The organism is Priestia sp. YIM B13486 (assembly GCF_042787865.1).
Lineage (GTDB): Bacteria > Bacillota > Bacilli > Bacillales > Bacillaceae_H > Priestia > Priestia megaterium.
The window spans coordinates 1-19,248 of the sequence record NZ_JBHZOZ010000006.1 but is presented as its reverse complement, the minus strand read 5'-3'; the positions used below and the strand labels follow the sequence as shown (position 1 = coordinate 19,248).

At 34.6% G+C, this 19,248-nt stretch carries 17 protein-coding genes and 3 pseudogenes; 13 read left to right on the top strand and 7 right to left on the bottom strand.

Annotation, left to right across the window (positions count from 1 at the left end; all coding sequences use genetic code 11):
• The first annotated feature begins 56 nt into the window (after positions 1-56).
• From ACFX4G_RS16625 to ACFX4G_RS16610, 4 genes and pseudogenes are all read left to right on the top strand, one after another.
• Entirely contained in the window at positions 57-1,106 is a 1,050-nt protein-coding gene (locus tag ACFX4G_RS16625; protein WP_377575755.1) for an NAD(P)/FAD-dependent oxidoreductase, read from the top strand.
• Positions 1,107-1,263: 157 nt separating this feature from the next.
• Positions 1,264-2,451 carry a methionine gamma-lyase gene (megL, locus tag ACFX4G_RS16620; RefSeq protein ID WP_043979296.1) on the top strand — a complete coding sequence of 396 codons (1,188 nt, stop codon included), beginning with the start codon at positions 1,264-1,266 and terminating at the stop codon, positions 2,449-2,451.
• Positions 2,452-2,664: 213 nt separating this feature from the next.
• On the top strand, positions 2,665-3,909 hold the full coding sequence (locus ACFX4G_RS16615) for a Bcr/CflA family efflux MFS transporter (protein WP_043979293.1): 1,245 nt from the start codon (positions 2,665-2,667) through the stop codon (positions 3,907-3,909).
• Between the two features lie 117 nt (positions 3,910-4,026).
• A pseudogene (locus ACFX4G_RS16610) lies at positions 4,027-4,146 on the top strand (aldo/keto reductase); the annotation flags it as partial.
• A 4-nt stretch (positions 4,147-4,150) separates the two neighbouring features.
• Here ACFX4G_RS16610 and ACFX4G_RS16605 read toward each other — a convergent pair.
• From ACFX4G_RS16605 to ACFX4G_RS16590, 4 genes and pseudogenes are all read right to left on the bottom strand, one after another.
• Positions 4,151-4,720, bottom strand: a pseudogene (locus ACFX4G_RS16605) (Y-family DNA polymerase); the annotation flags it as partial.
• A 298-nt stretch (positions 4,721-5,018) separates the two neighbouring features.
• Positions 5,019-5,489, bottom strand: a complete 471-nt coding sequence (locus ACFX4G_RS16600; protein ID WP_322551903.1) for a DinB family protein — start codon at positions 5,487-5,489, stop codon at positions 5,019-5,021.
• 16 nt (positions 5,490-5,505) lie between these two features.
• Positions 5,506-6,066 carry an HPP family protein gene (locus tag ACFX4G_RS16595; protein WP_043979289.1) on the bottom strand — a complete coding sequence of 187 codons (561 nt, stop codon included), beginning with the start codon at positions 6,064-6,066 and terminating at the stop codon, positions 5,506-5,508.
• A 119-nt stretch (positions 6,067-6,185) separates the two neighbouring features.
• Complete coding sequence (locus ACFX4G_RS16590; RefSeq protein WP_043979286.1) at positions 6,186-6,770, bottom strand: CGNR zinc finger domain-containing protein; 585 nt, start codon at positions 6,768-6,770, stop codon at positions 6,186-6,188.
• Between the two features lie 1,101 nt (positions 6,771-7,871).
• On the opposite strand from ACFX4G_RS16590, the gene pruA reads away from it, so the two are divergent.
• From pruA to ACFX4G_RS16575, 3 genes are all read left to right on the top strand, one after another.
• A complete protein-coding gene (pruA, locus tag ACFX4G_RS16585; protein WP_028408064.1) occupies positions 7,872-9,437 on the top strand; it encodes an L-glutamate gamma-semialdehyde dehydrogenase in 1,566 nt (521 codons plus the stop codon).
• 71 nt (positions 9,438-9,508) lie between these two features.
• Complete coding sequence (locus ACFX4G_RS16580; RefSeq protein ID WP_043979283.1) at positions 9,509-10,429, top strand: proline dehydrogenase family protein; 921 nt, start codon at positions 9,509-9,511, stop codon at positions 10,427-10,429.
• 171 nt (positions 10,430-10,600) lie between these two features.
• A complete protein-coding gene (locus ACFX4G_RS16575) occupies positions 10,601-11,989 on the top strand; it encodes an amino acid permease (RefSeq protein ID WP_074898028.1) in 1,389 nt (462 codons plus the stop codon).
• Positions 11,990-12,562: 573 nt separating this feature from the next.
• Here the strand turns inward: ACFX4G_RS16575 and ACFX4G_RS16570 are convergent.
• Together ACFX4G_RS16570 and ACFX4G_RS16565 are read right to left on the bottom strand one after the other, a co-directional pair.
• Positions 12,563-13,495 carry an alpha/beta hydrolase gene (locus tag ACFX4G_RS16570; RefSeq protein ID WP_237074708.1) on the bottom strand — a complete coding sequence of 311 codons (933 nt, stop codon included), beginning with the start codon at positions 13,493-13,495 and terminating at the stop codon, positions 12,563-12,565.
• A 225-nt stretch (positions 13,496-13,720) separates the two neighbouring features.
• The gene (locus ACFX4G_RS16565; protein ID WP_043979275.1) at positions 13,721-13,936 is read right to left on the bottom strand and encodes a hypothetical protein; all 216 of its coding nucleotides are present in this window, start codon (positions 13,934-13,936) and stop codon (positions 13,721-13,723) included.
• Positions 13,937-14,128: 192 nt separating this feature from the next.
• On the opposite strand from ACFX4G_RS16565, the gene ACFX4G_RS16560 reads away from it, so the two are divergent.
• Both ACFX4G_RS16560 and ACFX4G_RS16555 read left to right on the top strand, forming a co-directional pair.
• Positions 14,129-14,680 (top strand): YhcN/YlaJ family sporulation lipoprotein, encoded by a 552-nt coding sequence (locus tag ACFX4G_RS16560; protein WP_052500317.1) that lies wholly within the window; start codon positions 14,129-14,131, stop codon positions 14,678-14,680.
• A gap of 217 nt (positions 14,681-14,897) precedes the next feature.
• Positions 14,898-15,443 carry an undecaprenyl-diphosphatase gene (locus tag ACFX4G_RS16555; protein WP_165575356.1) on the top strand — a complete coding sequence of 182 codons (546 nt, stop codon included), beginning with the start codon at positions 14,898-14,900 and terminating at the stop codon, positions 15,441-15,443.
• A gap of 232 nt (positions 15,444-15,675) precedes the next feature.
• Here ACFX4G_RS16555 and ACFX4G_RS16550 read toward each other — a convergent pair whose 3' ends face one another.
• A complete protein-coding gene (locus tag ACFX4G_RS16550) occupies positions 15,676-16,476 on the bottom strand; it encodes an alpha/beta fold hydrolase (protein ID WP_043979270.1) in 801 nt (266 codons plus the stop codon).
• A gap of 476 nt (positions 16,477-16,952) precedes the next feature.
• Between ACFX4G_RS16550 and ACFX4G_RS16545 the strand changes: the two genes are divergently transcribed.
• The 4 genes and pseudogenes from ACFX4G_RS16545 to ACFX4G_RS16530 all read left to right on the top strand — a co-directional run.
• Entirely contained in the window at positions 16,953-17,516 is a 564-nt protein-coding gene (locus ACFX4G_RS16545) for a YitT family protein (RefSeq protein WP_165575355.1), read from the top strand.
• 283 nt (positions 17,517-17,799) lie between these two features.
• The gene (locus tag ACFX4G_RS16540; protein ID WP_052500316.1) at positions 17,800-18,093 is read left to right on the top strand and encodes a hypothetical protein; all 294 of its coding nucleotides are present in this window, start codon (positions 17,800-17,802) and stop codon (positions 18,091-18,093) included.
• Between the two features lie 324 nt (positions 18,094-18,417).
• Entirely contained in the window at positions 18,418-18,894 is a 477-nt protein-coding gene (locus ACFX4G_RS16535) for a hypothetical protein (protein WP_237074710.1), read from the top strand.
• 202 nt (positions 18,895-19,096) lie between these two features.
• Positions 19,097-19,248 (top strand): annotated as a pseudogene (locus tag ACFX4G_RS16530) (GNAT family N-acetyltransferase); the annotation flags it as partial.

Here is a 19,248-nt window from a genome sequence, read left to right as displayed (position 1 = left end):
GTATATTCAAATGAGAATGATAATCAATAACAATTAATTGCAAGGAGCGGGTGTTCATGACACATAACGAACTGTTTGACGTGACGATTATAGGCGGGGGACCGGCCGGCCTTTATTCTGCCTTTTATAGTGGACTAAGAGAAATGAAAACAAAGCTGATTGAATATCAGCCAAAATTAGGCGGAAAACTTCACGTTTATCCTGAAAAAATGATTTGGGATGTAGGAGGGCAAACGCCTATTTCTGGTGCGAAGCTTATTGAACAGCTTGTTGAACAAGGGCTGACGTTTGATCCAACTGTTGTTTTAAATGAGAAGATTGAATCGATTTCTCGCTTAGAAGATGGTATTTTCCAGCTGACGAGTTCTTCAGGTGAACATCATTACTCTAAAACCATTATCCTTGCTGTCGGAGGAGGTATTTTAAATCCGCAAAAGCTCAAAATTGAAGGGGCAGAACGATTTGAAATATCAAACTTAAACTATACGGTTAAATCTTTGCAGCATTTTAAAAATAAAACGGTGATTGTTTCCGGGGGAGGAAATTCAGCCATTGATTGGGCAAATGAGCTAGAGTCCGTTGCTGAAAAAGTATATATTACGTACCGAAACAGTGAACTAAACGGTCATGAAGCACAAGTGAGACAATTAATAAACAGTTCAGCTCGGTGTCTGCTTAACACATCTATTACAAAATTAGTGGCTGATGGGACGCATGAATTTATTGAAAAAGTTGAGCTAACTAATCATCAAACCGGTGAAATTTCTTATTTACCGATTGACGAAGTCATTATTAATCACGGTTATGAAAGAGATACAGAGCTGTTAAAAAACAGTGAATTATATATTAAAACCATTGATGACTGCTATGTTGCAGGTAACGCAGCAAGCGAAACGTCGGTAGAAGGCGTGTATGCAGCGGGAGACATTCTCATGCACGAAGGAAAAGTCCATTTGATTACAGGTGCTTTTCAAGACGCTGCTAATGCCGTAAACAAAGCAAAACAATTCGTTCAGCCCTCTGCTGCTAAGGCGGCTATGGTTTCTTCTCATAATGAAGTATTCAAAAAACGTAATTCAGCACTAATTAAACAAATGATGAAGTAAAGCGAGGTGCAGGGTGCATGTCGCTTCTTTCTCTACGGTGGAATTATCTATATGGAGAGGCAGGGAACGAAAAAAGAAAAGAGAAATATAATAAAAGAAAACGCTTACATTTTTTTAAAAAATGACATAGTGCTTGTGTGCATAAGGGGGAAGCCGTATGAACGAAAAAGAGAAATATCAGTTTGAAACAAAAGCCATTCACGCAGGGTATGAATCAAAACATCATTTTGATAGCTTAGCTCCGCCTATTTATCAAACGTCTACATTTACATTTTCATCTATAGAACAAGGTGCAAACCGGTTTAGCGGAGCAGAAGATGGTTATGTATATTCCCGGTTATCGAATCCAACGGTCACCATTTTAGAAGAGCGTATGGCACAGCTTGAAGAAGGAGAAGCCGCTTTGGCATTTGGATCGGGAATGGCTGCAGTATCGGCTGTATTGATTGGACTTACAAAAGCAGGCGATCATATTTTATGTTCTAAAGGAGTGTATGGATGCACATTTGGTCTCTTAGAAATGCTTGAGGAAAAATATCAAATCCATCATTCTTTCTCCAACTTGGAAACTGAGGAAGAAATTCTTGCTGCTATCAGAAAAGATACAGCATGTATTTATATTGAAACACCGATTAACCCGACTATGACTTTAGTAGATTTAGAGTTAGTTGCTTCTATCGCCAAACAAAAAGGAATTCCTGTGGTAGTAGACAATACCTTTTCAACTCCTTATTTGCAACAGCCGCTGAAGCTTGGGTGCGACTTAGTCATTCATAGCGCAACAAAATTTATTGGTGGACACGGAGATGTTGTCGCAGGAATTGTAGTAGGGAACAAAGAGGTTATTTCCGTACTGCGCAAAACGACGCAAAAAGATATCGGAGGCATTCTTTCACCGTTTGATGCTTGGCTGTTACTCAGAGGCTTAAAAACGCTGGCCGTTCGAATGGATCGTCACTGTGAAAATGCTGAACATATCGCAAAACAATTAAGTCTCCATCCCAAGGTGAAAGCCGTTTATTATCCAGGTGATAAAAAGAGCACTGCTTATTCTCTCATGCAAAAGCAAATGAGAAAAGGAGGGGGGCTTCTCTCTTTTGAAGTGAAAGGAGGTTATGAAGAAACCGTAAAAGTGGTTAATCAGCTTAAGCTCATTTCCATTGCGGTGAGTCTTGGAGATGCTGAAACACTTATTCAGCATCCTGCCTCGATGACGCATGCAGTTGTGCCGGAAGAAGCTCGGAAAGAAATGGGAATTTCAAACGAACTCCTTCGTTTATCAGTTGGACTGGAAGCATGGGAAGATATTATGAGAGATTTACAGCAGGCATTAGATAGTATATAACAAACGCTCAAACAACGCTTGAAGTATCTTAAGGATATTTCAAGCGTTGTTTTTTGAATATCAACCGTATGTCATCAGTCATACATCCTTTTTTGCGAACGGAACTTTACCTACATCTTTAGACAAATGTCCTAGACAGAAGAGATGCCTTTCAATAGACTAAAGGTTATCTGTGAAAATACAATATTTAGGTAAGGAAGGTGCTCTGCTATTATGCTTCATAACCCAACTGGAAAAAAACGTCTAGGATTGGCGTTTCTTCTCAGCACGCTTGCGATATTAGGTCCGCTTAATATCGATATGTATTTGCCAAGTTTCCCTGCTATTGCTGATCATTTAGATGCGCGAGCTTCACTTGTTCAGCTTAGTTTAACATCGTGTTTACTAGGCCTTGCCATTGGTCAAATCGTGATCGGTCCAATCAGTGATGCGAAGGGACGAAAACGACCTTTACTCATTTCCATCTCTTTATTTATGATATCGTCCTTGCTCTGTGCTTTGGCTCCTACTATTACAGCTTTAGTCATCGCACGCTTTTTACAAGGGTTTACAGCTTCGGCAGGAGTTGTTCTTTCTCGAGCCATTGTCAGAGACGTTTTTAGTGGAAGAGAGCTTACGAAGTTTTTTGCTCTGTTAATGGTTATCAACGCCTTTGCGCCAATGATAGCACCAATGGCCGGAGGTGCTATTTTGCTTCTTCCTTTTGCAAGCTGGCATACTATTTTCTTGTTTTTAAGTTTAATAGGCCTTTTAATTGTTTTAACAATTTCAATGCGTTTAAAAGAAACTTTGCCAATTGAAAATAGAACGCCAAGTTCAATTGGTCATTCCATTCGCACGATGGGCAGTCTATTACAAGACCGTTCTTTTATTGGGTATGCCTTAATTGTCGGACTGGTCCACGGAGGAAGCTTTGCTTATGTATCAGGCACTCCATTTGTCTATCAAGGGATCTACCATGTTTCTCCGCAAGTTTTTAGCATTTTGTTTGGCATTAACGGCTTAGCCATTGTGACTGGAAGCTTTATTATTGGGCGCTTTAGCGGAATTCTTCATGAAAGAAGCCTGCTTCGCATTGCCGTGATTACGGCTGTAAGTGCTACTAGCGTACTTCTTATCATGACCATGCTTAAAGGGCCGCTGGCTACGATTGTTATTCCCATTTTTATTTACATGATCTCTATAGGAATGACAATCACAGGCTCGGTGACATTGGCAATGAAAAATCAAGGACATAGAGCAGGAAGTGCGAGTGCCGTGTTAGGCATGCTTCCACTAACTTTAGGATCAATTGTTTCTCCTTTAGTGGGTATTAACGAAACCACAGCTATTCCGATGGCTGCTATTTTATTTAGTACGGCGCTTTTAGGTTTTGTAGCTTTCTTTACGTTAACTAAAAACAAGAAAGAAACAGAAAAGTGCGAAGTTAATGAGTTTAAAACGGAGGTTTCTCCGTAATCACTTTTTTGATTGTTTGAAAGCACCACTCCTTTGTGAAAATGAGTGGTGCAAGTTTATTCAAGTATTGGATAATATATGCCAATCTTAGAGCATGATCGAAAGGAGTGGATAATAATGAGTAAAGTAATTCCTGAAATAACCCTTAATGACGGGGTAACCTAGCCTGCTATAGGTTTTGGTACATATAAGCTTAACGGAAATGAAGGAGTCAACGCTATAATGAGTGCGATTGATGATGAATAGCCCACAATTTAAAGGGAATATTCTCATATCGCCAATAAGCCACTCCTGTTGGGCTATTCTTAGCCTCATGGTCTAAGCTTACCTTCGCCAGTAAGAGATTAGGACCTATGCCTGCCGTAGCTGTCAGGCGTGTCTTATGATAAATTTCGTCGATAATATTGTGGGCTAATTCTTCTGGTGTACGAGCGAATAGATGTAGCGAAGCTGTCGCATCAATAAACAGCTCATCAATACTATAGGAATGAAAATCCTCAGGAGCCACATACTGTAACACCAAGCTCGAAATATAGGTCGAAGCCTTGATATATCTTTCCATAGATGGATTCACCACATGAATATCTTTCCTTTTAGGAATGTCGAAAAGACGACTTCCTGTTTTGACCCCTTCTTTCTTTAATAATGGCGTGGTAGCTAATACAACGGATCCCGACCGTTTGATATCTCCTACTACCGCAAGCTTTGTTTTCAACGGATTTAATCCTCTTATGACAGAAGAAACGGACGCATAGAACGCCTTCATGTCGACACATATAATGATTCTGTTTGGTAACTGCTCATCCTCCATTGAAAATACTCCTCAAATAAAAGAACGTTTGTTCTGTATATTATATACGAACAAACGTTCTTTATCCAGTGGAATATCATACCTTTTCCCGATTATTGCTATCCTATAGGAAAAGGAATACAAACTATCATTTAAAAGTGGAGTGAGAAAAAAGCCTGTATCTCCTTAGATACAGGCTTTTTCTTTTCGTGTTTAGTTACCATGATTTTAATTCTAGAACTAATTAAAACCTTTTCTATAAAAAATGAATTGTGTTTATTTTAAGGTTAACCCCATATTAAAAAACACATTATTCCAGTTAACTTAAAATAGATTTGATATTTTTAAGAGCATTATAATGCATTCCTTCGTGATATAGACAAAAACTCAGAAATTCATCTATATACCTTAACTTTAGACCAGTAGAGGTTATGTATGGCTGTAAGCTCTTTTCGCCTAATTTTTTTGGTAGTATAAGATTCAAGCGCTGATTCTGTAGTGTTAATAAGTTTAACAGTTCAATTAAACTTGGTCGTTCTATAGACCATTCTGATGGCTTGGTACCGGGTGCAAATATATTGTTATAATGCTCCGGTATATTTATTTCTTCTCCAGCAAAAGAAAAAGCAAATTTCTCTTGTACAACGTATATATGGCCTAGATTCCACTTTATATTATTATTTAGCCCATCTGGGATAATCTCTGTGAAAGCATCATCCATATGAGAAACTAGTTTAATTGTATTTTCTCGCGCAAAATTTAGTTGATTGCAAATATAATGTTCCATCATTAATCTTCTTCCTCCTTTACAACCAAAAAGTTGGATAAGCTCTATCACTTCGTAAATTATTTACGACTAAGGCTACAAGCACAATAAGTAAAGATCCAATTAGAACAGGCGTAATAATATAACTCCACGATACCCCACCTAAGATAACAACAATTGGATCGGCTCCTGCTGGAGGATGTGTTGTCTTAGTAAGCATCATTAACGCAATCGCTAAGCCAACAGCTACTCCTAAAGTCCAAGCATTATTTCCAAATGCATGATATATCACTAAACCCACAAGAGTAGCAACTAAATGTCCTCCGATGATATTTCGTGGTTGAGACAAAGGAGCATTCCATACCCCAAATGCTAATACACAACTTGCTCCAAATGGCGCCATCAACCAGGGCGTTGGAGTCATGTCTGTCAATAATCCTAGAGCTAAAATGCTAATAAGACCTCCAATTAATCCTGTGGAAGCATCCTTAAGATTAATCTTTAATGGACTTTTTGTATTAGTAACCATTTTTGAAAAGAAACTCCTTTTAGGTATAGCTGTACCTTCTGTTTTTGATTGAACTGAACCTGTGACACTCATATGCTTCACTCCTTTTTATTTTTCATTTATTTTACATTCATTAAAACTAACCTGTCAATATTGATTTAATAGGTTAGTTTATGACGGTAACAAAAAAGACTTGAATTCATTTTAAGAATTCAAGCCTTTTTATTGTTTTTATGTTGAAATCGAGCTACTTTCTTTCGATTCCCACATATTTTCATTGAACACCATTTACGTCTGCCTGTTAAATCAATAAATAATAGCACACAATCAGGGTTACTACATCTTTTGATTTTTTGTAGCTTACCATCAGCAATCAAACGCAAAGCATCTAATGATAAGAGAGATAAAATTTTATTTAGTTTGCTGCCTTTAGGAACTTCTCTTAGTTCACCTGACTCAAATTGATATACGTAAGGGGCATTCTCAATGTTTTTTTCTAAGTTTGAGATCCAATTGTTATTAATAGAATTCCCATCTGCTATTCCTTCGAAATTTTCTCTTAGTGTAAAGCGAAACTCATGAATATGAGGTAGTATTTCAGTTGCTTCATCCCTGGATATATTTAAAATCTCCCTATCAAGAGAAGGAATTTGTTCATACATTGTATGAAGCCAGTCTAAAAGATCTTGTTCATGAACCATCAATTCATGGCGACGACCATGACTTATAACTTCTGTATTTACCAAATCAATAGAAAGAAAGCCAGAAACTAAAGGGAATGTTCTCTTACTACACATTATGTTCTTCCTCCCTAAGTCAATATTGGTCAAAATTAATAATACAATTATATATTATCTAACTTATGTTTGAAATGGCATTCACTAACTTGGATTGATTAACCTTTATTTTAAAACATTAACTAATTTAAAATAGTAATTTTGGTTTCCATAAGTTTGATTTTAGGAACCAATTAAAATCTTTTCTATAAAAAATAAATGTAGTTAATCCAAGATTAATTCTCGTTAAAAACTAAGGTGTTTAAAACATAGCTGTCATTCTTATTTCCAAAGACAATCATTTTACTAAAAGAGTATTTAGGGTGAAGGAATCTTTCTATATTCCTTATTCCAAATTACTTGACTAGAAGATGATTTTATAGTGATTTTTACCTTTAGGGGAATTTAAAAACTATAAATAACTTCATATTTACATGATTGGATAACATTTGTAAGTTAGAGACTTATCTATCATAATGACGCTAGTAAATGTAGTGTCAATAGTTTTAATTCAGTGGAATTGTTCGTATCCTCTGTTAAAGCTTCATCAACGTATCAAGTTCAATTTTCTGCTGTAATCTAATTTATTAAGAGCTATAGCAGTAAAGATATTACATAATTTTATTCATAGTTTCTTATTTGTAATCATATTTAAAAATAGTTTTGTAACAGTTTCAAATGAATACAAGGGTGAGCTTTATCAAAATAAAGTTTTAATTAGACAACGTTTTTTAAAAGGATAGTCAATTAGGAAAGCTATTAGCTCATGCTGGAATACCTGAATATTAAATATAAAAAATATGTCAGATTATCTAACCATATATTTGCATAAAACCTTAAAAGTAATATAATCATTCTATCTTATGAACAAAAGTGTTCAAAAATATAGAATTGAACACTTTCGTAAAAAAATCATGTACAAAACCCATCAAAGGTGTTTATAATACATTCTTATAAAGAGTAAATGTTCTAAAAATTATAAATTAATTTATTATTTCAAACTTTTAGAACTAATTATCTAATAAGTATTGATAATTTGAAGATAGTATTGGCCAGTACTACAAAACACATCGATTTTAAAATCAGAAATCTATTAAAACTTTTAAGGGAGAGAATAGTACAATGACAACAACTCTTACAGAAATCAAAGCATATAAACATGAGCCTTTTACAGACTTTACACTTGAAGAAAATAAAAAAGAATTTAGTAAAGCTTTAGAAACTGTACAAGCCGAACTAGGAAAAGATTATCCTCTAGTTATTGGTGAAGAGTTAATTACAACAGATGAAAAAATTGTATCGATTAACCCAGCAAATAAAGTAGAGATTATTGGACGAGTGTCTAAAACGAATCAAGAATTAGCTGAAAAAGCTATGCAAACAGCTCTTTCTACATTCAATACATGGAAAAAAGAAGATCCAGAAGTACGCGCAAACATTTTATTCCGTGCAGCTGACATTATCCGTCGTCGTAAACATGAATTCTCAAGCTATTTAGTTAAGGAAGCTGGTAAGCCTTGGAATGAGGCTGATGCAGATACAGCAGAAGCTATTGATTTTCTAGAGTTTTATGCACGCCAAATGTTGAAGTTAAAAGATGGGGTACCTGTACAAAGTCGTGAAGGGGAAGAAAATAAATTTAATTATATCCCACTTGGTGTAGGAATCATTATTTCTCCATTTAATTTTCCGTTAGCTATTATGGCAGGAACTGCAGCTGCAGCAATCGTTACAGGAAACACAATCTTATTAAAACCTGCTGATGCAACTCCTGTCGTAGCAGCGAAATTTGTAGAAGTAATGGAGGAAGCTGGTCTTCCTAAAGGAGTACTAAACTTTATTCCAGGCGTTACACCTGAGATTGGCGACTATTTAGTTCAACATCCTAAAACACGTTTTGTTTCATTCACAGGTTCTCGTGAAGTTGGTTGCCGTATTTATGAAAAAGCATCAAAAGTACAACCAGGGCAAAAATGGTTAAAACGTGTTATTGCTGAAATGGGTGGAAAAGATACAGTGGTTGTTGATAAAGATGCAGATTTAGATTTAGCAGCATCTTCTATCGTTTACTCTGCATTCGGCTTCTCAGGACAAAAATGTTCAGCTGGTTCTCGTGCTGTGGTTCATCAAGATGTGTATGACATTGTACTTGAAAAAGCAGTTGCATTAACAAAAACATTAAAAGTAGGGAATCCAGAAGATGTATCTACTTATATGGGACCTGTTAGTCATGAGGCTTCTTACAACAAAGTATTATCTTATATTGCAATCGGTAAAGAAGAGGGGCGCTTGATGACAGGTGGAGAAGCAGATGACTCTAAGGGTTACTTCATTCAGCCAACAATCTTTGCAGATGTCGATGAAAAAGCACGCCTAATGCAGGAAGAGATTTTTGGTCCAGTAGTGGCTTTCTGTAAAGCACGCGATTTCGATCATATGATGGAGATTGCAAATAACACTGACTATGCTTTGACAGGTGCGTTACTTTCTAACACACCTGCCCATATTGAAAGAGCAAAAGAAGAATTTCATGTAGGTAATCTTTATTTCAACCGTGGTTGTACAGGTGCAATTGTAGGCTATCATCCGTTTGGTGGATTTAACATGTCTGGAACTGATTCAAAAGCAGGAGGACCGGATTACTTAATCCTGCACATGCAAGCAAAAACAACAAGTACATCACTTTAAAAACAATGGGACAGCTTTTCGAGGCTGTCCCGGTTTTAAAGAAAGGTACATATATTTAGGGGGGGATTTTCATGTTAGCAGAGGTTTCAAAAAATGTTTTTCTTCATGCTTCTCAAAATAGAGTACTAAATAAGGCTGCAAAAAAATGGGGTCTTAAATTTGGAGCTTCTCAAGTTGTGGCGGGGGATACAATTGAGAGTGCCATGGTAAAAGTAAATCAATTAAATCAAAAGGGGTTAGTTTGCACTCTTGATCATCTAGGAGAATTTGTATCTAGTAGAGAAGAAGCTATAGAAGCAACACAATATAACGTACGTACATTAGAAGCTATGGGGAAATCAGGGGTAAATTGTAATCTATCCGTTAAAATGACCCAGCTTGGTCTGGATATTGATCCAAATTTCTGTATGGAAAATATGCGTCGAATCCTTGAAACGGCAAAAAAATATAATAATTTTGTACGAATTGATATGGAAGACTATGCACATTGCCAAATTACGTTAGATATCTTAAAAAAATTACGTCAAACTTATAGTTATGATAACGTAGGTACAGTTATTCAAGCATACTTATTTCGAGCTGAGCAAGATGTAAAAGACTTAAAAGGCATTTCTCTTAGATTGGTTAAAGGGGCTTATCAAGAATCTCCTACAGTAGCTTACCAAGAAAAGAAGGAAATAGATAATAATTACATGAGAATTATTGAAGAACATTTATTAAGTGGAAGCTATACAGCCATTGCCTCTCATGATCATAATATTATCGAAAAAGTAAAAGAATTTGCTGAAAAACATCACATCAATCGTAATCAATTTGAGTTTCAAATGCTATACGGATTTAGAACCGATATGCAGTTGAGTCTAGCTAAAGAAGGCTATAAAATGCGTGTTTATGTCCCTTTTGGAAATGACTGGTTTGGATATTTTATGCGTCGTATGGCAGAAAGACCACAAAATGTTGCATTTGCATTAAAAGGCTTTTTTTCTAAATGAATATCTAAATTTTCATAATATTTAGATTTAACTGAGGTTCTGTCAAAAAAATTAAATAGCCTTTGTTATGTGAGCAAAGGCTTTTTCTGACGACTTTCTTCTCTACTCAACTATTAAATTTCCTTACTTTATGGATAGGAATATTAATTTTTACAAAGGAGGTTATAGGATATGCATGATCAACAGCCTGAGCTCAAAAAAGAACTAAAAACACGTCATATCACCATGATTTCTCTTGGTGGTGTCATTGGTGCTGGACTATTTATTGGAAGTGGAACATTAATTAATACTGCAGGACCTGGTTCGATTATCTCGTACGCATTTGCTGGTTTATTAGTCATTTTAGTAATGCGGATGCTAGGTGAAATGTCAACAGCCAATCCATCGAGTGGGTCGTTTGCTACTTACGCCAGAGAGGCACTTGGACCATGGGCTGGATATACTATTGGTTGGTTGTACTGGTTCTTTTGGGTTATTGTTATTGCAGTAGAAGCAATAGCTGGTGCAACAATTATTCAATATTGGTTTCCTTCTTTGCCATCCTGGTCCGTGAGCCTAATTCTTACCTTTCTGTTAACCTTAACTAACATATTTTCTGTTAAATCTTTTGGTGAATTTGAATATTGGTTTTCTTTAATTAAAGTAGTAAGTTTGGGTCTGTTTTTAATCCTTGGAGGAGCTATTATATGTGGTTTTATACCAGGAGTAGAATCACCTGGTACATCAAACCTTCTCGACAGAGGTGGATTCCTTCCCAATGGAATAAGTTCGATCTTCTTAGGAGTAACTGTTGTAATGTTCTCATTTATGGGAACAGAGATTGTAGCCACAGCCGCAGGTGAATCACCTCATCCAGAAAAAGCAATTATATCCGCAACAAATACCGTCATCTACAGAATTTTACTTTTCTATCTTGGCTCTATCCTGATTCTTGTAACAGTTCTTCCTTGGGATTCTTCAAGTTTGATGAAAAGCCCTTTTGTATCGCTCTTAGAAATTGTCAATATTCCAGCAGCAGCTCAAGTAATGAATTTTATCTTGTTAACAGCTGTACTTTCTTGCTTAAATTCAGGTCTTTATACAAGTTCTCGTATGTTATTTTCTATGGCTCAGAAAGGAGATGCTCCTAAACTGTTTTTAAAGGTAAATAGAAAAGGAATTCCTTTTAATGCAATTATAGGCTGTACAATTATTTCTTATATCAGCGTAGGTTTTAATTATCTTTCTCCTGATAAGATTTTTTTGTTTCTAGTCAATGCTTCTGGGGGAGTCGCTCTTCTTGTATATTTGGTAATCGCTTTCTCTCAATTACGTATGCGTAAAAGTTATGAAAAGGAGCAGCCTGAGAAACTCAAAATAAGAATGTGGCTGTTTCCTTACTTAACATACGGCACGATTGTTGGCATTACTAGTATTTTTATCGCAATGCCTTTTATTGATTCTTTACGTACACAGTTCTTTTTAACTTTACTAATAGCTTTATTCATTGTAGGATCTTTCTTTCTTACAAAAAACAGAAGGAATATAACAAAAATAGAAGTAGAGAAAAATATCTCTTAAATTTAAAGTCAATACAAATAAAGGAGCTATTTTTATGTGGATAATCACTACTTATTCAAATTTAAACAATACTACGATGTTTGAATATGAAAACGAAATAGAAGCAAGAAGAGCTTTTAAAGAAATCCAAGGCTGTAAGATCCTTTCGGAGGTTATTTATTTTAACGACTCTAAACTAGCTGTGAATGCATATTAATCTCTTATATTGTACGCTTCGTTATTAACGTTTGTTTTATAATTATTATAGAAGCTCGTCTAAAATAAACTTACCTCTAAGAGGTAAGCAATTTTTAGACGAGTTTTTTCACATATAAATATCTTTTGTTTTATCAACAAACGTTCGTTAAGGTGCATGTATTTAAAAGGACGTTCGTATTTTGTTATTTGAGTTAAACGGACGGTGAGAATGATAGATTTCTTATATAAAAGAAAAGTTCGCAAAAGTATACTTTTACGGACGAGATATTTAAATCTATTAGAAAATTTTAGAATAATTATTATCGGTAACAAAATAAAAAACCTTTATTTCCAATGATATACAGATAGCGCATTCATTGTTCTCGTAATCATCGTTTACACATCATCTGTTAAGTAGCGATGGATAGAAGAAAACACATTATCTCTTATCAGCTCTTCTTCATTTAATAAATGATGTTTTCCGTTCTCTATAAGTTCAACATCTATATTTGGAAACTTCTTTAGTAAGAAATCAACATTATATCTCCAATCCACTGTTGTGTCCTTTTTTCCCTGGAGGATGAGAACAGGGACAGAACTGGGATTCCCCTTCTTAATCAATTCATTCCATCTTATCAATGCTTCTACCCAACTGAGAGGGACCTGATCATACTGTAACGGATCATTCTTCACAAAACGCAAAAACTTTGCATCTGTTGAATTGTCTCGAAGTATCCTCTTCAAATTCCTGGTGAACGCTTTTAAGGGCTTTACTAAAATGGTGATTGCATTCCAGCGATAAGGCCGAACGAGGGGCGAGACAAGCACTGCTTTTCGAATCTGAGACGTTTCAGGGTTATTCAATATATAATCGACTGCAGCAGAAGCGCCCGTACTATGAGCCACGATATAGACGGGCAGAGAGCTTGAAGACAGGTGTCTACGTACGACTTCTCGAATACTTTCTGTATAGAGAGAAAACTCCGAAATGGCTCCCCGTTCTCCTGTTGACAATCCATGTCCTGGTAAATCAAATGTCAACACATGAAACCCTTGTTGAATCAAGAAACGAATGACAGTACTTAGTACTCCCGCATGATCATAATAACCGTGAAGAAGAAGAATATGAGCTTTTATCGGTAAGGGACGAAAAGATTGGATAAACAGCCGTTCATGGACAAACGATTCAAATCCGTAACGATACATTATGTTCTCTGTTGGGAGATTGTAAAACTCACTGTAACGTTTCATGTTTTCATTCATGGGGCGTGAATCGTATGTAAAGCGAAAATGCTGATCATTTTTAATGTTTTTAATAACTTGTTTCATATTCGACCTCTGTGTCTCCGTAATTTTTTTATGTCATTTAATAATATTATATTCCTCATTTACTAATGAAAAATGAAAAACCAAAAGAAAAGTTTTATGTAATTAAGTCATCGGTGTTTATTTTTTTGATTATTAAAAGCTTTATGCAGTTTTTACTGCATAAAGCTTTTAATAATCAACGATAACCCAATTGCTATACAAAACATACTATTGTAAATACAGTTTTTATTGCTTGGATAAACCGTTTTTCATCTGGTTTCTACTGCTCATTGTTTGCATAGTTGGTGCCCCTGTTTTATTTCCATTTCCTCTTATTATCCAAATCACTAAAGTCCCAATTCCTATGCTTAAAAGTGACAGTAGCATGCCTCTGTTATTATTTTTCTTTGCAAATAGGCCATTAACATTAAATAAAGAAGTTAGCTGCTGTACATTATTCATTATGCAAATCCCTCTTTGATAAGTGTTTGAAAGAAATCTCTCTTCCAACATCTTTATTTTTTACCGACGCTACATATATATACTAGGAAAATGATCTATCGTTACTTGGGTTTTCAAATTATTTCCTGTAATTATTTAAAAACCAATGTAAACCTTAATACATATATGACTATTAGAAGGAGTGGAAAAAGAATGAAGACAAAAAAATATGTACTGGGACTCTTATCAGCTATTTTATCAGTAGGATTTCTTTTTGGTTGTAATGATAAAAAAGATGAAGCTGAGCCTGATCCAACTGAAGAACCGTCCGAACAAAAAGCTCAAAATAATCGTGATAACAATGATCTACGAGACGTGGGATTTCAACCCGACGGTGTTCAAAATAACAATGTAGATAATAATAATCAGACACGATTAGAGGTAGCTGATAAAGCTGCGGATCGTATTGCTAAATTAAATGAAGTAGATACTGCGAATGTGATTGTTACAAACCGAAATGCATACGTGGCTGTTGTTTTAAAGAATGAAGCAAACGGGGAAGTAACCGACCGTTTAAAAAAGAAGATTTCAGATCAAGTAAAAGTTACAGATAAAGATATTCGAAATGTGTATGTGTCATCCGATCCTGATTTTGTGAATCGTATGGAAGGGTACGGAAATCGAATTAATGAAGGTTCGACAAGAAATGGCCTATTTGAAGATTTTACTGAAACCGTTAAAAGAGTATTCCCTAATAATCGTTAAACAGAAATGATGAGATATAAAAAAGTAATTTTTTATGTTTTAGAAAGAGAGGCCTCCTTATAGATTAAGGAGGTTTCATATATGCTTCTCTCTCTATTATACGAAATGACTTAATAGTTATTTTTGGTTCCTTTTTACTATCATAGGAGCATTGATCATGTAATGGATGCTTCATTAGGAGAGAAGAGTCTATCTAAAATTGAAGGAGAAAATCAGGATGGATTATAAAATATTCAAGATAATTAATCAACTGGCTGGGCGTTATTCTATATTGGATATGCTGATGATATTGGTTTCAAATAAGGTACGTTATCTATTCGCTTTTGTGTTAATGTCGATGTGGTTTCGAGGCCATTCGTACAGAAAAGTGATAAGATATGCCTTAATATCTGCGGCCTTTACGTTGTTGATTGACATGTTAATTCAATGTTTTTATTTTAAGCCTCGTCCTTTTATAAAGCACCGTGTCGGCATCCTTATTCCTTCAAAGATGAATTCCGCATTCTTAAGTAAACATACGTTGCTTGCAACTGCTGTAGCCACTTCTATTTTTCTACGTGAACGTGTTCTCGGGTCAGTTATGTGGGGAATGTCCTTGTTAACAGGATTCTCAAGGATTTGGGTAGGGCATCATTATCCCTCTGATATTGTCCGAAGCCTCTTTATTGGTAGCTTAACAAGTATTATTGTTGAGAAAGTTTTTGGTTCTCTAAAAATAATGAATCGAAAATCAAAAAAGTATTATGCCCAAATACGTAAATGAAGCATTTTCACTAGCTAATAATGTCTCGATTCTGTACTTGCTTTAATAATTAGTTAAAGCAGTTACTATAGCGAAGGCTTCTACTAATAACGACAAGATAAAGCTCTTAAGGGAAAAATTCCCTAAGCGCCTCATTTTTAGTTGTAAAATTTGTATTTAGGCTGATGAGCTAAACAATCTTACCGATCTCCTGTAGTTTATCATTGAGCTTTATACATATGAGATTTTAAAATTATTCATTACTTAAGTCTCTTTTTGTTTTATCACTGGATTTATTTAAGACAAATCCTGTAATTAGCTCATTAAATTGAACCCACTTTTTTGTAGGCAGTTGGTGACCCTGTTGTGGTAAAACAAAGAATTCAGCATGCTTACATTTATTTTTATACTCTTTCATATAGTGGGTAGTCCAATCCTTTTTCCCACCATATATAAACAACAAAGGCATAGTTAAGTGATGAAGTTTGTCTAAACAGTTATAGTGTAATGAATGATTATAATACTGATACCATGATTCTTGATCTGCTTTTTTCATATAACTAACTAGGCTCTTTCTTAGTGTCTTGTCCTGAGTATGACTTATAGAAAGGCTTTTTATTAATATATTTAGGTGTTCTTTTACCATATACATTCCTATTTTATGTAATAGTTGTCCAGGTATATCTCTTACTATAGGGTAAGTTCCTGAGAAAACTAATAATTCGACTCTATCGGGATGATAAATAGCCAGCTCTTGAGCAATTAGACAACCAGCAGAATAACCACATATAATAGCCTTGTCTAAATGCAGCGCATCCATAAAACGCAATACTTCGTTTGCATAGAAGGAAATTGATACAGTTTGTTCAGCTCTAGGGCTTCGTCCATGACCACTTAAATCTGGAAAGATGACTCTCATATGCTTGGATAAATCGTATTGATAATGGAAGACTTTATTTCCCATGCCAGGTGGATGAATAAAGATGACTGGCATACCCTGTCCACGCTCTTCATAATACAAGTATTTATTAGTGTCTATTTCGATAAAAGGCATGATTATTTCTCACTCCAAAATCAATTAATAATTACTCTTTAGTTAAGGTTAATCTAGTTTATGAAAACCAAGATCTTTTTTCATCTTACATTTAACTCCATATAATTAACTATTTGTTCTGTATTGTTTAAAATCAAAGATCCTTTTTATTATTTATTATGAGGTTATTATAGTGAGACTATACAGACTAAAAAGGAGGAGATTTTAGAATTGTTAATAGGATTTCTGATAATGCTGATTATGTGAACTAAACATGTATACAATACACAGCTTAAAAAGCAGAAAAACTCCCATCGGTTGGAAGGGAGTTTTTCTGCTTTTTAGGAGTTTGCTATAGTATTATGATTTATCCATCTTGAGTAGTTTGCTTAAAAGATAAACTTTTATTCATTTATATAAAAAGAAAAAACATTCATGACAGGTAGCTAAAGCTTATACATATAGTAAGAGATAAATTAATTAAAAAGGTGATTATTATGTTTCGAAAAATACCGGTTGTTCTTGTCGGAAGCTTATTATTAAGTATAGGAATTAATGGATTTTTAGTTCCTCATTATTTGTTAGATGGAGGAACAATTGGAATCGCTCTCATCCTTCACTATTATTTTGAATTTTCTACAGGTTTAACGATGATTATTTTGGGCTTACCATTATGTTGGTTTGCTTGGGTTTATGAAAGAACTTATTTTTATAATAGTTTTTATGGGTTACTTATTTCTTCTTTATTGATTGATTGGCTAGAGCCTATTAAAGACCAGTTTCAACTTCCTGTTTTTCCTAGTGTAATCTTTGGAGGAATATGTATTGGGACGGGGGTTGGTCTTATGCTTCGATACGAGACAAGTACTGGAGGAACAGATTTACTAGCACAACTTGTATCAAAAGCTTTTTCCTTAAACATAGGGATGGTTATTTTAATTATAGATGGTTTTATCATAACAGCAGCTCTTCCTTTATTAGGACCTAAAACGTTTCTTTTTTCATGTTCAACAATTTTTATAGGTGGAATGACGACTTCGTTAATTACAAAAAAGGAATAATTAGGATTATAAAGTTAGTATTTTCTATCCTCCGTTTTTTGCCCCTCCCTTTCTACAACCTTCAATCGCTTTATAAGTTCATGTTAATTATTTTAACTTATAAACCTAAAGTCCTTCTAAAATGGCCTTCTTTTAGAGTGAACTAAAATACATAAACCTTTTCGTGAAAATTAAGGAATGCTGCTATAACATTTGTTTGATTATAAATTGAATACCATATCTCTTTCTAAATCATACTATATAAGTACATTTGTATTTATATGAAAATCAGGAGGGTCTATTAATGAGCAATGGTAATACACCGGCAATTGGATTCATTTACAATGGTGAATTTTACGAGATACTTATAAATCAGAAGTCCACAACATTTAAGGAAAACATTAGCCCCCAGGAATCTAGATTACCTACGAAGTTAAACTTTCCTGGTGAAGACGAAAAAAAATTAGTTTTTGTTTCCTATAATTCCACCGGAAATGGTCAGACACCAATAATACTTGAGAAATCTAATCAATTACCAGAAAACGCTATAAAAATGCTATTAGAATACAGTATTGATTCGTCTAGACCTTTCTTATAAGGGAGACTTAATGTGGAATCTATTTTCAAAAAAATATAGCATGATTCTCCATAAGGACTATTTTTATAGGGACTAACATATATATATAATGCAGACTTTTTATGCATTCACCTTCCACTGGGGTATCGAGAAAACGTAGTCATATCAAGGATGTATAAAAAGCTGCATACTCCGGAAAAAGAACCCTCGGCGGAACCGTTCTGCGACAAGGGTTCTTTTTTGGTATGTGTTCCGGAAAGAGTGTTTATGTAAACTAGGAATGAATATGATATTCATATTATTAGAGATATAATTTAAGTAACTATTTGTAAAGGAGTTAGTTTATTGAAAAAGTATGAAAAGATGTTAATAGCATTCAATGATAAGGAATTAAATTGTTATGCGAATCAAGGAGATTGGCTTTATATTGCAACTAAGAAGGATACAAAAAAGGGATTATTTCGTTTAGCTAACTACTTGCATTATTTTGTTTCTTTAAATTCAGAACGCATTCCTTCTGAATTTGGGGTTGTAAAGAAGATTGAAGGCTATGTTACAGCAGAAGATTTAGCTAAATTGGATTATGAAAGTAGAAAACAGGATGTATCACTTATAACAGATCAAGTGTTAATAGATTATGAAAAATTCCTTCAAAAGATAAATGCTCAACCTGAACATACTCCTATGGCAGTTACATGGTTAGAAAAAAGGTTCCCTAATAATACAAAAGAGTTAAGGGTACATAAAAAGTTCTTTTCTGGCATGTCTAAAGCAGAAAAGAAATCTATATTTGAATTTACAATTAGAGATGGCTCTCAATAACACAAGCGCTAACAATTTGACGTTAGCGCTTATGTTGTTCCTAAAATCTTGATTATGTTAACTGATTTTGTATATTATATTCACTTTTCATATTAGCATTCGAAACTTTTATTAGTAAAAAAAAGAAAGAACAACATAACATTTTCTTCCTGTGATAGCATCAATTTAAGTAAATTCATAAATAAATTAGGGAGAGATCAGAATGACAGTTCGCTTAGTGAAAGGATCAGATTATTATATACTATCACCGTTAATCAACGAATGGTGGAATGGAAGACAAATGTCTGACTTGTTGCCAAAGCTTTTTTTTGATCATTTTAAAAATACTAGCTTTATTGTTGAAGAAGAAGGTGA

Excerpts from the sequence above, each read along its gene's own strand:
- ACFX4G_RS16625 (WP_377575755.1), top strand. The coding sequence starts at position 57 with ATGACACATAACGAACTGTTTGACGTGACGATTATAGGCGGGGGACCG.
- megL (WP_043979296.1), top strand. The coding sequence starts at position 1,264 with ATGAACGAAAAAGAGAAATATCAGTTTGAAACAAAAGCCATTCACGCA.
- ACFX4G_RS16615 (WP_043979293.1), top strand. The coding sequence starts at position 2,665 with ATGCTTCATAACCCAACTGGAAAAAAACGTCTAGGATTGGCGTTTCTT.
- ACFX4G_RS16600 (WP_322551903.1), bottom strand. The coding sequence starts at position 5,489 with ATGATGGAACATTATATTTGCAATCAACTAAATTTTGCGCGAGAAAAT.
- ACFX4G_RS16595 (WP_043979289.1), bottom strand. The coding sequence starts at position 6,066 with ATGAGTGTCACAGGTTCAGTTCAATCAAAAACAGAAGGTACAGCTATA.
- ACFX4G_RS16590 (WP_043979286.1), bottom strand. The coding sequence starts at position 6,770 with ATGTGTAGTAAGAGAACATTCCCTTTAGTTTCTGGCTTTCTTTCTATT.
- pruA (WP_028408064.1), top strand. The coding sequence starts at position 7,872 with ATGACAACAACTCTTACAGAAATCAAAGCATATAAACATGAGCCTTTT.
- ACFX4G_RS16580 (WP_043979283.1), top strand. The coding sequence starts at position 9,509 with ATGTTAGCAGAGGTTTCAAAAAATGTTTTTCTTCATGCTTCTCAAAAT.
- ACFX4G_RS16575 (WP_074898028.1), top strand. The coding sequence starts at position 10,601 with ATGCATGATCAACAGCCTGAGCTCAAAAAAGAACTAAAAACACGTCAT.
- ACFX4G_RS16570 (WP_237074708.1), bottom strand. The coding sequence starts at position 13,495 with ATGAAACAAGTTATTAAAAACATTAAAAATGATCAGCATTTTCGCTTT.
- ACFX4G_RS16565 (WP_043979275.1), bottom strand. The coding sequence starts at position 13,936 with ATGAATAATGTACAGCAGCTAACTTCTTTATTTAATGTTAATGGCCTA.
- ACFX4G_RS16560 (WP_052500317.1), top strand. The coding sequence starts at position 14,129 with ATGAAGACAAAAAAATATGTACTGGGACTCTTATCAGCTATTTTATCA.
- ACFX4G_RS16555 (WP_165575356.1), top strand. The coding sequence starts at position 14,898 with ATGGATTATAAAATATTCAAGATAATTAATCAACTGGCTGGGCGTTAT.
- ACFX4G_RS16550 (WP_043979270.1), bottom strand. The coding sequence starts at position 16,476 with ATGCCTTTTATCGAAATAGACACTAATAAATACTTGTATTATGAAGAG.
- ACFX4G_RS16545 (WP_165575355.1), top strand. The coding sequence starts at position 16,953 with ATGTTTCGAAAAATACCGGTTGTTCTTGTCGGAAGCTTATTATTAAGT.
- ACFX4G_RS16540 (WP_052500316.1), top strand. The coding sequence starts at position 17,800 with ATGAGCAATGGTAATACACCGGCAATTGGATTCATTTACAATGGTGAA.